Annotated in this window: 12 protein-coding genes; 3 read left to right on the top strand and 9 right to left on the bottom strand. The window is 51.9% G+C overall.

Annotation, left to right across the window (positions count from 1 at the left end):
* Positions 1–971: 971 nt before the first annotated feature.
* The 6 genes from ACJ8J1_RS01020 to ACJ8J1_RS00995 are packed head-to-tail and all read right to left on the bottom strand — an operon-like array spanning position 972 to position 5,587.
* The gene (locus ACJ8J1_RS01020; RefSeq protein ID WP_342183714.1) at positions 972–1,232 is read right to left on the bottom strand and encodes a hypothetical protein; all 261 of its coding nucleotides are present in this window, start codon (positions 1,230–1,232) and stop codon (positions 972–974) included.
* Positions 1,229–1,606 (bottom strand): hypothetical protein, encoded by a 378-nt coding sequence (locus ACJ8J1_RS01015; protein WP_442520310.1) that lies wholly within the window; start codon positions 1,604–1,606, stop codon positions 1,229–1,231. Before ACJ8J1_RS01015 ends, ACJ8J1_RS01020 begins: the two co-directional genes overlap by 4 nt.
* Positions 1,591–2,097: a lysozyme gene (locus tag ACJ8J1_RS01010; protein WP_442520339.1), complete on the bottom strand. Its 507-nt coding sequence runs from the start codon at positions 2,095–2,097 to the stop codon at positions 1,591–1,593. The genes ACJ8J1_RS01015 and ACJ8J1_RS01010 overlap by 16 nt, the downstream gene beginning before the upstream one ends.
* Positions 2,090–2,323, bottom strand: coding sequence for a class II holin family protein (locus ACJ8J1_RS01005; protein ID WP_442520309.1), 234 nt, complete (start codon positions 2,321–2,323; stop codon positions 2,090–2,092). Before ACJ8J1_RS01005 ends, ACJ8J1_RS01010 begins: the two co-directional genes overlap by 8 nt.
* A gap of 25 nt (positions 2,324–2,348) precedes the next feature.
* Positions 2,349–3,125 (bottom strand): hypothetical protein, encoded by a 777-nt coding sequence (locus ACJ8J1_RS01000; RefSeq protein ID WP_442520308.1) that lies wholly within the window; start codon positions 3,123–3,125, stop codon positions 2,349–2,351.
* 2 nt (positions 3,126–3,127) lie between these two features.
* The gene (locus tag ACJ8J1_RS00995) at positions 3,128–5,587 is read right to left on the bottom strand and encodes a hypothetical protein (RefSeq protein ID WP_442520307.1); all 2,460 of its coding nucleotides are present in this window, start codon (positions 5,585–5,587) and stop codon (positions 3,128–3,130) included.
* 189 nt (positions 5,588–5,776) lie between these two features.
* On the opposite strand from ACJ8J1_RS00995, the gene ACJ8J1_RS00990 reads away from it, so the two are divergent.
* The 3 genes from ACJ8J1_RS00990 to ACJ8J1_RS00980 all read left to right on the top strand — a co-directional run bounded on the left by ACJ8J1_RS00990 (position 5,777) and on the right by ACJ8J1_RS00980 (position 7,871).
* On the top strand, positions 5,777–6,025 hold the full coding sequence (locus ACJ8J1_RS00990; protein ID WP_033632346.1) for a hypothetical protein: 249 nt from the start codon (positions 5,777–5,779) through the stop codon (positions 6,023–6,025).
* Between the two features lie 367 nt (positions 6,026–6,392).
* Complete coding sequence (locus ACJ8J1_RS00985; RefSeq protein WP_442520306.1) at positions 6,393–7,082, top strand: Rha family transcriptional regulator; 690 nt, start codon at positions 6,393–6,395, stop codon at positions 7,080–7,082.
* 267 nt (positions 7,083–7,349) lie between these two features.
* Positions 7,350–7,871 carry a DUF4760 domain-containing protein gene (locus tag ACJ8J1_RS00980; RefSeq protein ID WP_373465650.1) on the top strand — a complete coding sequence of 174 codons (522 nt, stop codon included), beginning with the start codon at positions 7,350–7,352 and terminating at the stop codon, positions 7,869–7,871.
* 57 nt (positions 7,872–7,928) lie between these two features.
* On the opposite strand, the gene ACJ8J1_RS00975 is transcribed toward ACJ8J1_RS00980, so the two are convergent.
* Genes ACJ8J1_RS00975 through ACJ8J1_RS00965 form a run of 3 tightly spaced genes read right to left on the bottom strand, consistent with a single transcriptional unit; the run spans position 7,929 to position 14,380 of the window.
* Positions 7,929–8,228: a hypothetical protein gene (locus tag ACJ8J1_RS00975; RefSeq protein WP_342183726.1), complete on the bottom strand. Its 300-nt coding sequence runs from the start codon at positions 8,226–8,228 to the stop codon at positions 7,929–7,931.
* 6 nt (positions 8,229–8,234) lie between these two features.
* Positions 8,235–11,624, bottom strand: coding sequence for a hypothetical protein (locus ACJ8J1_RS00970; RefSeq protein WP_442520305.1), 3,390 nt, complete (start codon positions 11,622–11,624; stop codon positions 8,235–8,237).
* Positions 11,624–14,380, bottom strand: a complete 2,757-nt coding sequence (locus ACJ8J1_RS00965; RefSeq protein WP_442520304.1) for a hypothetical protein — start codon at positions 14,378–14,380, stop codon at positions 11,624–11,626. Before ACJ8J1_RS00965 ends, ACJ8J1_RS00970 begins: the two co-directional genes overlap by 1 nt.
* Positions 14,381–14,384 lie beyond the last annotated feature (4 nt).

Genomic DNA, 14,384 nt, shown 5'->3' with positions numbered 1-14,384 from the left:
CTCTTTCATCTTGACCAATATCCATCCTGACGTTGTGCAACTAAGCAGTCAAAAGAAAGCATATCCTGGCATCCGTTGATAAATCGTTTGCCTCCCTCTCGGCGGTGCATTTTAATACCCTTACATTTAGAGTAGCCTATGTAGATAGCTTAGAAAATATCAAATGCCAGATAATTACACAGTTCGCACTTTATGTTACGACAATAATTAAAAGACAAGAAAAATCATATAATTAGAATTTCAACTCCAAGCAATGAATGCCGATAAAACGTAGGAATCGCCCTTGAGAAGGGTTATTAAAAACAATAAAACCGCTGATTTCCTCAATAAAAACAGAAGGAAAGATTTATAAAATAAGAAATAGACTAATTCATCGCATCCTTCTGATATATTTATTCGTCAGACCAAGTCTTTCAGAAAAATCCCATAAAAGGGCGCACGGAGTCCTTTTATTTTCGCAGAGGATTAATTAGCTACGCCATCGCCCGATGCCGATGAGTCGACGCGCCTCAATACGGCAATTCATTATGCCGCGGCCCGGCGGATACGGTGAATAAAGCCCCGTTATCCGACGACATCATCGCACCGGCGAAGTGCGCGTGGTTGCAGAATACCGTTCTGCGGATAGGCGCAAAGCCGAGATGGGAAACGCAGCGCCTCAGGAAATGAGCCGTAAGCAAAGCGCAGGCGGCTCCGTGCGGGCTGTCCTCTCCATTCACGCCTCTCTCAACCCAGCCCTCTTGCGGATCGGAGGCCGTCTACGGCACAGGGCGCCAAACATCGGGCATAAAAAAACCCGCCGTTAAGCGGGTTTGGTTCTCATGTGCGGTTCACTGACGCCAGCCTACGCCGGACGCGGGATTACTCCCACTCAATTATTTACAACAACAGTAACATGTTGATTTTATTGATTGACACAATGACACTGAAATCTTCATACCGACTTTAATACCGTCACCAGAAAAACAAGCTCAGTTTTTGCACGCCTCATTGGCAGCTATCAGCTCTCTTTCGTAACCAATCCTCTGGTGACGCTCAGCGCGCAGCGCTCGCATCTGGACGTCGATAGTAGCACCGATAGGCAACTGGTCAACAGCGAACACCGGGCGCGCCACATCGGCAGTTTTGCATGGCACAGCGATCGGGACTTTCACTTCAACATATGACGGCGCCGGCGGAACGTTCGAGCAGCCGGCCAATGCCAGAACAGAAAACACGATCAGCTTTTTCATTGGGCACGCTCCCGGCGCAGCTCTGCGTCAAACGCAACAGACGCCGCCGCGCACGCTTCGCCTGTTGTTCGCTCTGCCATAACCTCGTTTGCCATCTCATAGTCGCCCTGCGCCTCCCTGCGGGCTTTTTCCTGAGCTGCCTTTACCTTGCCTTCCATCTCTTCCTGTTTACGCTGCAGCGCCTCAATGCCAGCGTTCTGGCTGGCGATCGTCGATGCCTGTTGCCGGCCAGTATCCTTACACTGCGTCAGCGCCTCATTGAGGCGGTCAATCGTCGGCTGGTAGTGTTGAGCTGCCAACCATGCGCCGGCGCCGACGACGACCGCCAGCGCCAGCAGGATCACCACGATGGAGGCAATCATTTTGCCAAGCATAGAGCACGCTCCTTGTCACGGCGAATCACCAGACCGTTGAGCTTTACGCCGCCGGCATACACCCAGCGCGGGAACTGCTCGCAGGCGTCTACCGTTTCCCCCTGGCGAAACAGGCGGAACATCGTCGATTTTTGCATTGTCGCGCAACCGGCATTAAACGTGATGCTTACCGCCGCATCGAAGGCACCCTGCTGCAGCTTGTTACCATCGGCATAATTTGTAACGCACCGCTCTGCCGCCAATATGTTCTTTTGCCAATCGGCGGCGATCTGCTGATCTGTCTTGCGCACGCCTTGTTTAACGCCGTGCGTATTCCCAACCCCATCAGTCAACACATCGGCCGGGCATTTGTACGGTTCGCGGCGGCAGCCCTCGGCGTTGCCGATTAACTCCAGGCCGGCACGGCTGGTTTTTACTTCTCCGTTCAACAGCACCAGGCCGATTATTACCGCGACAGAACAAATCGCGCCGGCGGCGCCAGTCTTATTCAGCTTGCTCACCGGTAACCCTCCCCATTTTTTCTCGCCGGCGATCCTCGCGAATCTTGAAATAAAGGTTCATCAGCCACGTGAGGAATGCGAAAAACAGACCACCAAGGACGCCGATCGCAGCCCATTGCTCTGGAGAGTATCCATCGAGCAGTCGGGTAAACCAGAATGCAGCGCCACCACCAGAGGCGCCATACGAAATACCGGTAGTGATTTTTTCCATTTTCATGGCTCCACCTCCCCAACGGGGATATTTAAACGGCCATACCACGCTTGGCGAAATAGCTACGGAATTTGGCAACAACCAGGTTGTGCTCCAGCTCGTTCAGCACCCCCTCGTAGATAGCCCATCCGGCAATATCAACGGTGCCAGTGTATGAAATAGGGTTAGCAGGGCTGCCGATTGCAAATGCCCGATTCGATGGAGCAATAACACGGCCGGCGGGGATTGGGTTTATTGCGGTATATCCCAGCGTCCAATCACGCACCTGGATCGTTGACGCTGATTGCGTCAGCGACATGATCGAGAACTGCGACATATCACGCTCGATCTGCACTGTTGTCGCCGTGGCTGGACCAGGTGCGGTAGGGTCATATGCCCCAACGATACCCGTCAGCTTCCCGACCGGTGGCGGATATCCAGAGTTCTCGACGTACAGCGAAAGCCCCTGCGTTGCGTAAGCCGGCGCAGATGTGTTCTGTCCGTTGAACGAGCTGAAAATCATCGGTTTGTGACTATTATCAACAAAGGTATCGAGCGAACGCGCGACACAGAAAATGGTGTGTTGCATGCGCTGGAAGATCGCCGTCTGGAAATAATGATTGGAGCCAACAAACGACGCATAGTTATCGTGGATTGTCGGCGTCCCGACTACGTTTAACCCTGGGTTACCGCGCGCCAGATTCTGCAATGAGCGCTGCAGGCTGCCGCCAAGATACCCCCAGCCGAGGATCCCCCGGCTAACTGGAGGGATAATGAAATCCGTCTTTCCGCTTAAATCTGAATATTTATCAATGAATCCGATAGCCATGGTTAAACCTCCTCAGCGGTTATCTGATATGCAACGCTCCAGTTTCGGAGGTCATAGTATTTGTTAACGAGTTCGGGAATATTCGCCGACGGGTACATGCCGCTGCCCGGCAGATAAACGTATTTGCTTTCACTGAGGCCATTGCTTGAATCGCAAACCATACCGTTTCCGTTGTGGTTCGCCTTGTCCGCGTAACGGATCAGTAGCGTGCCGAGCGGTTCGCGCGTCAGCGTGATGTGGATTGTTGAAAGCCCACGAATTTCTACAGACAAAATGCTGATCGGAGTGTCAGAGCCATTGAATCTGTCGATAGCCGTGAAGCCTTTGTCAGCGTATTCTTGCGCCGCGTTCACAACATAAGGCGCGGCAAACCGCAACGGCGGCGCCGGCGTGTGCATCGACAACAGCACATCAACGCCACGACAAACGGCAGCGATTGGCTGCAGCGGCTTCCAGTCATGGCCAAGCTCGCACACCCTGAACGAAATCTCGCCAAGCTTTTCAGCAAACCAGCGGTAGCCATTTGAATCCAGGTGTCCGTTTTTATCGGTGTAGGGATAGGTCGGGCCTGCCAGGAACCAGTTTTCGTTCTCGTCGGCAAGCTCTATCTGCGCCATACCAACTGCCATATCCCGCTCGTCACGCGTGAATGAGGCGCCAGTTTGATACGTGATGAATGCAGGCATACGAGCCTGTCCTGTCACTGCCGCGACATCTGCGTACATATCATTGCGAAGCTGCAGCGTGGCTGTTTTGAAATAATCCTTTGTGGCGCTGGGGTAATCGTTCTCGCCCTGCATGTGAACGATGCAGCCGACTTGATATGACTTCCCGGAAGCGTCAGCGATGGCTTTTACACCAGTCATGGCGGTGTAGAAACGGTTGTACAGTTCAGGGCTTGCGCCTTTACTGAGCTGCGCAATCGTCCGGCCGCCGACGCCCGTTGCAGAGCCAACAAAGAGGCGGTTAGGTTCAGATGAAATCCCGAGGCGATCGAGATGGTGACGGCGCCAGGAATTCAAAGCTCCCTCCACCGGGGACTCGCCATACGCAATTGTTCCTGGTGCCAGTGCGGCCACCTGCGAATCAGTCAGTGCGTTGCCGTTGGCATCACAGCACGTAGCGATCAATGGTTTTAACACCGCGCCGCCGCGGGGAGTGAATACCGCGGCAGTTGGCGACGCTGGCATGACAGAATCACCAAACATCAGGTTATCAAGCGGCTGTACAGTGCTCAGGCGTGGCCATCCCTCGGTTCCATTCTGTAGAGACTGCCCGTAATAAATGTCGTGGACTATCTGTGCCAGCGGGCGAATCGCGTTATTACCGCGAGAAGCTACTGCCTCGCGGCTCTGGCGTGCCAACACTTCGCTTTTTTCAGTTTGCTCTGTGAGCCAGGCAGCCGACTCTTGATCGTCATTTTTAAGCTGCAGTTCTATGGCGTAGCCGTCTGGGTCAATCCAGAAAACGCCGTCGCCAGGCAGCTGAACAACATCGAGATTGCCGGCAAAGATATTACCGTCGACGGTTGAAAATGATGGGCGCCCTTGTGGGTCAGTAATCGCAATACCATCCCCGGCCTGACCAAAGGAGATGAAATCAAGAGCTGACCCGCTCGGGTAGTCAGTAAGCTCTTGTGCTGCGCCTCCGTTGTTCTTGTAGAAAATGAACGAAATACCGGTACTTGAGGCCTGCCATACGCGGAAATACTGCCCGGACGTGGTGCCTGCCAAGCCAGCAGCGACGGAGTCGAAGGTTTCAGCTTCAAGCATCGCTGAGCTGGCGGCAGCTTCGGCTCGGTCTGCATTGATCGCGCTATTAGTTTCTGACTGCTTTGCTGATGCTGCAGCTCCTTGAGCCACGTCTATAGCATGATCAACATCACCAAATTTGTTAGCAATAACCCTGGTTTCATCCCTTGCTTCCTTCGCCTCTCGCGCCGCTTGCTTTGCCTCCTCTGTTGGAACCGAGTATTGCAGGTCGACCCATTTTTTGGTGGCCGCATCCTGAGGGAGAAGAGGATCACCCAAGTTGATGATGCGTTGGCCTTTTGCATCGTAGTAATGGTTACCGCCAACGGGCTTAAGAAGCGCGCGAGTTAAGGCCTCGTCGTTCTGCTGTATCAGCATCGTCAGGTAGTCGAAAACATCCTCATGAACCTCGGGGAAGAAATTTCCCTGGTTACGAATATCTGTTTCTTGAACGGTCGGAAGTTTACGGACAATGGCCAGACTGAAGTTGATAGGTGGCGCGATGTTCAGGATCACATTACCGCCGGAGTACGAACGAACTCCTGTAACGGTGTAGTCACTGTTTAAAACAAGGCGGGTTTCAACGCCGTTGGGATCAGTGCGAACCACCTCTAACGAGGTTTCATTGAAGATCCGGAACCGATAAGGGAACACGGTAGTCACACCATTCCCGTTGTAATCCTCCCGGCTTATTTGCGTAGATACGGTCATTCGATGTGGCTCCGTCAGATTGCTTTTCGCTCATTTTAGCCACACCAAAACCATACATGAATTGAATTGTGTGTTATATTTGTTTTTATTACCTATATGGTAATTTCAATTGCGCATATTGCTAAACTAATCATTTTTATATATGGTTATTTATACAGTAGTCACAGGCTGAGCGAGGTGCATTACGCAATGAAGAAGTACAGCTACCCGGCCAGCAGGATGCTGGAGAAAAGCGTTAACACGCGCGAAGGGATCGCGGGATTAGCTAAGGCTTCACTACTGGAAACGCTGCTGAAGGAACTCGATGATGACGGGTCAGAGATCGGCGGTGCTATGCTGGAACTGAATGCTTTAGTGAACTATGTCACACAAAATGAAAAAATGAAGGAACAAATCAAAACACATTCGCAATTTATTACTCACCAGTTGGAACAATAATTACCATCGTCAATACCTCGCCGGGCCTAGCCCGGCTGCTGTCAAGGTAATCTTTTCTCAATCCCGCTCGCAAAATAGTTACCAAATTGGTACATTTACTTTCTCGCAAACCTGCGCCACAGTGATAGCGCATCAGCAAAATCTGATGCCGGGATTGGCGTCCCGCATATCAGCGTAGCGCACGACCGCGCTTAAGCGGTTTTTTTGTGTGCGGAGTACAGCTACACCCTCTCAATGGTGGGCCGTGCAGGGGCATCGAAAGATGCGCCGGAGCCTACGCTGACCGGTACGCCAACCTTGTACGGTTCACCACCAAGATTGGCGTCTATGGTGGTGATAAATAACCATCAGCGTAGAGGTCATCACAATGGCTACTCAATCCCCAGTTTTAGCACCTGAAATTATCGTCAGTCACGGCCAGGCCGTTACAACCACCCGATCCGTTTCTGATTTCTTTGGCAAGCGCCACGCCGACGTAATCCGCCGGGTCGAGACTATCGACTGCTCACCAGAATTCACTGAACGCAATTTTGCGTTGAGTGATTACCAAGACCCTACCGGTCGCACCTTACCCATGTACCAGATCACCAAGAACGGCTTCGTCTTCCTGGTAATGGGTTTCACCGGCAAGAAGGCGGCACAGTTCAAAGAAGCGTATATCGCGGAGTTCGACCGGATGGAGAGCGAGTTAGCCAGCCAGCGCTATGGCCACAACACGCTTGGCGATCTAACCGGCACCGCTAACCTGTCTGTATTGGTCGACAAGCTGCAGCAGATCATTCATGAAGGCGAATTCATCCCCGCGGGTAAGCGGCCGAACTACAGCCTGCCGGCGAACCGGAAGCATGAAGCGACAATCATCCGCGACTTCCTGAGCAAAGATGACAGCAGCACCCTGCTCACGCTGCTGGAATGGCTGCGCGCCGATGGGTTCGATGTATCGGCGGCCGATCGGGAGCTGGACATTATCCGCGGCTACGTCGGCGGTATGCGCCGCGCGCTGGGTGACATCCAGACTCACGCCCGCTACATCGACCACGCGATCGGGAAGATGTGAGCAAAGCAGGTGCTTTGTGGTCAACGACAGAGTTCAATATGCAACCAACAACCCTTGCAACCAACATTACCAGTTAGTAATATTACCGAAGTGGTAATCCGCTAAAAAGCCGATGCCCAAGCTAGATAAGTAAGATTACCTAGCGTTAGAAGAAGGAGAAGGAGCAAAACCTATGAAAAAATTTGATGAGTTTGATGGCTTCTAAATGCCATAGGGTGTTGATAGGCGGGCTAACCACCCGCCTTTTTCATGGAAAAAACAATGAACATCGATCCAGTAACAATGCAAATAGTTAGCAATGCAATTGTATTGCTTGGAGTGGTTGTTGCAATTTTCACCATCTGGTACAACATCAGAACTGCAAAAAAAACTCAGACTGCAATTTTCTTGTTCGAAAGCAGGACAGACAAAGAATACATAGAGTCATTGCATGTTCTTAGAAAAGTGCACGAGTCAGGAAAATCTTTTAGATCTTATGTGTTCCCATGCGGTGGCGCAGAATTAACGGAAGAAGAAAAGAACGAAAAGAGAAAGTTCCAGTACATTTTGAATTTTTATGAGCGAGTGGCAGTGAGCATCCAAAATGGAATTTATAACGAGGATATGATCAAAAAGACATCTTACTCGACAGTTATTGATACTTGGAATCATGCAGAGCCGCTAATTAAAGCCATCAGAGAAAGCATTAGTTCTAAAACAACCTATCAAGAATTTGAGTGGCTTGCCAATAGATGGAAAGACTCACCGCTAAGAGAGACTTCAAAGCGACGCTGGTACCACTCATCATAAGCAAAGCCCGCCTAGCGGGCTTTTTGTTGGGTAGTGATCGCAGTGCTTGGTGGGTAGTTATTCAGACAGCTCATTATACTTAGCATCGTCATAACTCTTACCGAATTTTGACCAGCAGTATGAGTTCAAGCTTTCTTTGTACTTAGCTGCTTTTCTTGCATTTAAAATCCAATTCACCACACAACCAAGCAAAGCTAAAATTATGAAAACAGTTTCAAAATCAATAAAGAAACCAACAAAAACCATGTAAGCGACAAGACCAACGGCAACTAAAACTGTTATTGACCTTCCATTTCTTGCTGACGTTTCCACTCGATTTAATTCCGAGTTAAATAATTTTGCTTGTTCTATATCCATATGCGCCTACTTAAGTTGCTCTTCTACCCGGTTCAAAAGCGGGGATATGTAAAACAGGTTCTGATATGGTAGCAACTTCCTGACCGCATGTGTCTGCTTGTCGTCAAATTCTCCGTTAAGCACACCATTGGCGATCACTGCCCCATCGCCGGCCATGTCGAACGTTGGGCCAAGCAGAGCACCGATTGCGTTACGGCTCTGGAAGCGGGATACCGGCGGCGCGCCAAACATGGCGCCAAGGCCGAACCGACCGCCGCTGATATTCTCCACGGCGTTTAGCGGTTCGGATAACCAGCCGATCATGCCGGCGCGGTCTATACCCTCTTTCACCAGGTTGTTAGGGCTGTAGTCGATATCACGGCCGCTGAGCTTTTGCTTCATAACGTAGACCATTGCGCCGAGCGCGATAGTACCCATGGCGCCTAGGTAGAACGATGCATCGCCCTGCTGTATTCCGGAGGCGATCACGCGGTTATGCTGAGCAAAGATGAACGTCTTGAACTGCAGGATCATCTTGCCCACTTCATTGCTCATCATCAGCGGCGTATCGCCAACGCCTGGCGTGACAACGGTAGAGTCAACGTCTTTCAATACGGCAGATTGGAAAGCCTCACGCACTGCGCGATCGTCCCACAGGTGGCTGTGGCCAGTCAGAAGCCCGTCCATATCTTCACCATGCTTCGCGAATTGCTCACCAATACGGCGCAGCATGCTCTGGTCGATACCGATTTGCGCCATCTTTCTGATTTCCTTCTGCGGAACTTCCTTCCCAGTTGCCAACAGCTGTGCATTGCCCAGGATACGGGACTGAACGATAAGGCCGGACCATGACTTCAGGGCACTGTTCCACTGGTTCATCAGCGTCCAGTTGCCAAATTTCTGCGTACCCCAGTTAAGTCCACGCTCAAAAGCAGAGCGTCGGCTGTATGGGTCAGTCAGATCAGCAATGGCCTTCGTTCGGGTAGACAGTACATAATCCAGGCCGACAGCCATTTCACGCAGGTCTTTGGTTGCCACTTTCACCGCGGCCATGTTTCGGAGCATAGCTCCCATTGGTCGAAGTGATTTGCTTAAACCGTGCTGCATTACAGGACGCATCAAATCGGTTGCGGCCGATATTGTCATGCCCCCCAGCAGGCGCAGGAAGTTGACGTTTCGCGCGACGCGGCCGGCACGGACAAAGAAGCTCCGCGGGTCCTTTGGCGCGCCATACGTACCGATCAACCTGTCTCGCATTGCCTCAATGTCGCGAAGGTCAGCTTCACGTTGCTTCTCCAGCTTCGCGCGTTCCTTCGGCGTCTTGGCATCTTTGATCAGTTGAGTGTATTCCTCAGATACCTGTCGGATTTGCTCACCCATATCCTTGCTACCGAATTGCGCGGTCAGTTCGATCTCCGGACCTACCTGGCGCAGATAGCTTTCCATGACGTGGTTGATGTCAGACTCCAAAAAGTCCTCAATCCGTTCGTCTGGGATAAGCAGGCTTCGGCTCTTAGTGAAGCCAGCTCGGCCGATTATTTTTTCAGGCAGCAGCTGAGCGGGAACCAGGCCAGAAGGAGCGCCAATAATCTTGTTGACGATCTCATCTGCGGCATCCTCTGCTTCCTCTCGTGAAAGTGGCTCCATCGCCTTCAGCGCGCGCTCACGGCTTGCATTCAGTCTGGTCGTGGAGTTGGCCTTCTTCTGCAGCTTGCGCAGCTCTGAGCGGTGCTTGCGTGGGTTATCAAGCAACTCAAGATGGCGCTGCAGGGTTGGAAGCTCCTCCTTTGCCCTGGAAACGTCATCCAGCTTGGTGCGCAAGTCCGAAACCTCTTTGTTAAGACGGGTGATCAGCTTCTGATTTTTGGCTGTGGCCAGTTGCGCCTGTTGCTTCTCCAGCCTGGCTGTTAAGTCCTGCTCCTGGCCGATCAGTTTCGTCCTGTTGCCAACCTCATCCATAAGTTCAGTTTTACGGCCAGACCATGACTCTGCCGCTGCAATTTCGTCTGCCAATGCTTTTGCGCGCGGCTCGGCTTCTGCTGCAGCAGACAGACCGGAATCGATCTTCTCAATGCGCGCGCCGGCAGCATCAGCACCTTTTGCACTGATGCCCTGAATCCAGTTAGCAATGCGACCTCGGAACTCAGTGCGATCAGAGATAATTTTGTCGAACTTATAAATGCGAGGCAGGTAGCTTTGTGCCGTTGAGACGTCTACATCCTCGGGAAGAATACCAAGCTCCTGCATGCGAACCTTTGTCGCTTCGAACATTGGCCGAATCTGAGTAGCAGCCTGTGCAACTTCAGGAATGTCACTCTGATCGCCGCGGCGCATCGCCATGCCAACGGCCTCGTTGAAATCAACAAAGTTCATTCGCTTACCACCGGCGACGCGGATGTTTTTGCTGTACGCCTGATAAGCGTCCTTGGTTGACTCCATTTGCTTGTACAGCATGGCATCATATTGCTTGATCTTGGTTTCAGCCGCGGTGAATGTTGCCAACCCTTCATCGTTCTTCGCAAAGAAATAGTTGTTCTCTGCCAGTTGCTGATTGATTGCCCGCGACGCGCGGGATGGCGATTGAGCCAGGCGGCCACCAGGATTAACGCTCAACGTTTTGTTGATTAACCCAACACCTGCCAGCTGTTCCTGATCCAGCGTTGTGTTGAAAACCTGCGCCGCTCCGATGCTCTGCGGAGAATCATTGCCCCGTAGGTTACTGGAAACCGCTTGAGATACCGCGGTACGCTGACCGGCACCGGCAAGCAACTGCGCCCCAGCCCCGAGTATTCCGCCAACCATAGCGTCAACAGCAACGTTAACTGCACTTTCCTCAAATGTGCGAGTTTCTTGTGTGGCGCTAAGCGCGGCCTCTGATGCGATACCACCGACGGCATTGGCCAAAGCAAATCTTCCAGCGGTAGCCGCAATCTCACCACCGCGCACCACAGCGCCGGCGGGGACAAACATCGATGCCAGGTTGATAGGATCAATTAGCCCCATGGCCAAGCTTGCTATTGTCCCGGCACCGCCTGTTTCTGAAAGGTATTGCCTGTCCTGCATCTGCTGATCTATACGCTGCTTTATAGCGCGCGTCTCGTCAGGAGAGCCGGCATCAATGAATGAGTCTGCGTAATCCTCATATCCTTTAAGATCGGCCGCATCATTGTCGAAGGGGTTATACCCATCAACCTTGTCAAACTGGCTGAATGGCGCAGTGGCAATGAAACTTCCCAGGGAGTTATCAATTCGGAAGGCAGCGTCACGACCGCGCTGAACCTGCTGATTATCGGTGAATGGATTCAACGCAGAAAGCAATGACGGCGTTTCCATATATGCAGAACTATCATCAGGCTGAGGTATGCTCTGTACATCAGCAGATAGCAGATCATCGGTCTTCATCTCATACGTTGGCATTACTGACCTCCTGCGGTGATGTTGCTCGGCAGTTGATTGGCAATGCCGGCGCCAAATGGTTTAGTAAAATCAGGCGGTGTATATCCTTGCTGGTTTGTGAATGCCGGCTGTTTTTCTTCCTGCCGCGCAGCGCGCGCCGCATCAACCCTCTGTTGCTGGATATCCATAGTTTGCTTGTACATCGGAGAGGTTTTTTGCTCAGGCCTGAATCGCAACGGCATACCATTTTCGCCGTAATACGGGCGAACATCGTCATAGCCTTCTGCGTTCTTCTGGCGCACCATAACGCTGTAACTCTGATCGCGTGGCGTAACAGCATCGGGAACCAAAACCAAATCGGTATCATCTCGCGCGCCGCCAAACGCGGAACTTTTCAAAGCTTTTTTCTCTTCCTCCCACTGGCCTTTGATCCAGTTACCTGAACCGTTAGTCACGCCATAAACGGCTTCAGGGGCATACTTCATCACCTCTTCTTTGCCGTTGATGGTCGATACCGCCCACACCTTTTTAATCATGGCATTAGTCATTGCCTTAGCCTGATCAGCATCGCCGCCGGTCTGTGCAAAGTTCGCATCGTAAATAGTCTGGTAGTCGCGTTGGTACAACTGATTAGCCTGCCCTGCGGCGCTGATGCTTGGCGCCCCGAAGCTGGTCCACGACGGCGAAAGGCTATTTATATTATCCTGCGCTGCGGTGGCTCTAGCCTTGATGTAATCTTTGTCCCGCACCTGTTGGCTAATCATCTGCTTCAAGCGATCGTCCTGCTGATAGACCTGGTTGTAGGCCATATCGACCGCTTTCTCTGCAGGCACGCCGGCGCGGTCATAGGCATAAACTTTCGAGTAAAACGCCATCGCGCCTTTATCAACACCTGTGGCCGCCGCCGGATTGTTGTCAAAAATCTGTCCGTACATTTTGGCCATAGGAACAACGACGGCAGGATCGCGCGATGTTGCCCCAGCGGTGAGCATCGTCTTGATCTGCGTCGGCAGCATGCCGGATTTAGTCGTTATCTCTGCAACCTGGTTCAAGCTGTCGGCATTGTTGATGTTGAATCCACCGGCTACGTTGCGATCAAAGTAATGGTCTATTGCCAACTGATTGTTTTTGTCAGTTGAATCAAGCGGGAAGTTATTTTGCAAAGACGACTCAACACGCATTGCGCCCTGGCTCTTTTCCCATTCCGCATCGAGCTGCTTAAATTTCGCCTGCATTTTGTCCCAGCGCTGCTGGTTGGCTGCAAAATTAGATGCATTCGGATCCGTTGGCCGCAAGCGTTCAAGCAGGTCCTGCCGCGCTGCCGGCGACATGCTTTTGGCTGCTCCAATAACGCCACCATAACTTTGCTGATCTTGAAGGTCTTGCCATTGCCGCATGCCTTTTGCTGGGCCATAGGCATTTATCAGATCTGCTTGCGTGGGCAGCTGTGCCGGCTGTAGTCCTTCATCAAGAGCTGAATACGCATCTTTCAGCGAATTGCCAAGCTGCTGTGCGTATAATGCTCGCTGCTCATTTTGAATAGATTGAAGCTGGTTTATATAAGCCGCCTGCGCTGCTGGGCTTGCCGAATCAAAGGCAATATCACCAGTTATTCGTCTTGCTCCAGGCAGCGCCGAAAGGCCAAGAGCCGCACTGACGCCGGCACCGATCTGCTCATCGGTGTATGGTTGGCTGCCATTCTCATGCTTCACGATGCCGGCGCACAACGCTGCGAGGGTTCGTGGGTTGCTCATATCCACCGGATCGTTGGCGCCAACACCCAACGCGCCGCACAGCGCCTTGATGTAGGCATCAGTGTTGTTTCCATCAGATGCCGGCGCCCAACGGTTAACGATCTCTGCTACGGTATCGAACCCTTTAGCTTGATACGCGAGCAGGTTCTTACCCAGCGCTCTGATCCCATGCTCCGGCGTCTCAAATTTGGCAAAGCGTCCATCGCTGCCTGACTGACCTTCCCATGGGTTTTTATCACTGGCCTCAATGTTGCCAGGGTTGTTATTCCTCAGACCTCGCGCAGCAGATGAATTTCCATGCGCAGTGAATCGAGACACACCGCCAACGTCTGACGGTTCGCCATTACGAGATAAGTACTGCTGATATTTACCAGTGGCAACCCTTGCCCTAAGAACTCCAGTCGCAGCATTCTCCCTGAAGCTATTCCAATTTGATTCAATCTCTTCATCGCTCTGGCCATGGGCTTTGCCATAGGTGACGATCTGGTTTCCGCCAAGTGATAAGGTATTTCCGATAGCATCGTTGTCGTCAAAGCTGTTTTCAGCCTGCTGCTGCAGGTTCGCCAATAGCCCTTGCTGCTGACCTGCTTCGAACTGCTGACGCTGGCCGATCTCATACTGGCGCGCACGATTTGCAATAGGCTGGCCGGCGGAGGAAAATTGATTACGGAAACGCTCTTTCACCGGACCATCAGGAATGGAGTCAAAAGCCGTGCTGGCCATTTGGCTTAACTGGCTTGCTACCTGCTCACTTTGTCCAATTGCATTGGCACCCTGTTTGGTCAGTAATCCAGTTTGAGGGTTATTCATCAGGTCATCGGCTTGCTGGTTGAATTGCATCAGGGCGTTTTGAGCGAACGCCAGATCTTCGCGTTCACGCTGCTGCTGATAAATGCCCAACGCATTAGAACCAACGTCTGCCAACGCAGTGAAAGCGTTGTCTTTGGGGATACGCAGATCCTGCGTATTAACCGGCGCCGATTGTGATTGCGATTGGCGCTGATATACCGGTACTGTAGGCATCATT

This window comes from Serratia sp. CY37869, assembly GCF_052168895.1.
Lineage (GTDB): Bacteria > Pseudomonadota > Gammaproteobacteria > Enterobacterales > Enterobacteriaceae > Serratia > Serratia ureilytica.
Note: the sequence above shows the minus strand (reverse complement) of the source record. Positions and strands in the feature narration are given on the sequence as shown.

What these genes read in the sequence shown, in the direction of transcription:
- ACJ8J1_RS00965 (WP_442520304.1), bottom strand. Translation starts at nt 14,380, where the DNA reads ATGCCTACAGTACCGGTATATCAGCGCCAATCGCAATCACAATCGGCG.
- ACJ8J1_RS01005 (WP_442520309.1), bottom strand. Translation starts at nt 2,323, where the DNA reads ATGAAAATGGAAAAAATCACTACCGGTATTTCGTATGGCGCCTCTGGT.
- ACJ8J1_RS00970 (WP_442520305.1), bottom strand. Translation starts at nt 11,624, where the DNA reads ATGCCAACGTATGAGATGAAGACCGATGATCTGCTATCTGCTGATGTA.
- ACJ8J1_RS00995 (WP_442520307.1), bottom strand. Translation starts at nt 5,587, where the DNA reads ATGACCGTATCTACGCAAATAAGCCGGGAGGATTACAACGGGAATGGT.
- ACJ8J1_RS00990 (WP_033632346.1), top strand. Translation starts at nt 5,777, where the DNA reads ATGAAGAAGTACAGCTACCCGGCCAGCAGGATGCTGGAGAAAAGCGTT.
- ACJ8J1_RS01015 (WP_442520310.1), bottom strand. Translation starts at nt 1,606, where the DNA reads ATGCTTGGCAAAATGATTGCCTCCATCGTGGTGATCCTGCTGGCGCTG.
- ACJ8J1_RS01020 (WP_342183714.1), bottom strand. Translation starts at nt 1,232, where the DNA reads ATGAAAAAGCTGATCGTGTTTTCTGTTCTGGCATTGGCCGGCTGCTCG.
- ACJ8J1_RS00975 (WP_342183726.1), bottom strand. Translation starts at nt 8,228, where the DNA reads ATGGATATAGAACAAGCAAAATTATTTAACTCGGAATTAAATCGAGTG.
- ACJ8J1_RS01000 (WP_442520308.1), bottom strand. Translation starts at nt 3,125, where the DNA reads ATGGCTATCGGATTCATTGATAAATATTCAGATTTAAGCGGAAAGACG.
- ACJ8J1_RS00985 (WP_442520306.1), top strand. Translation starts at nt 6,393, where the DNA reads ATGGCTACTCAATCCCCAGTTTTAGCACCTGAAATTATCGTCAGTCAC.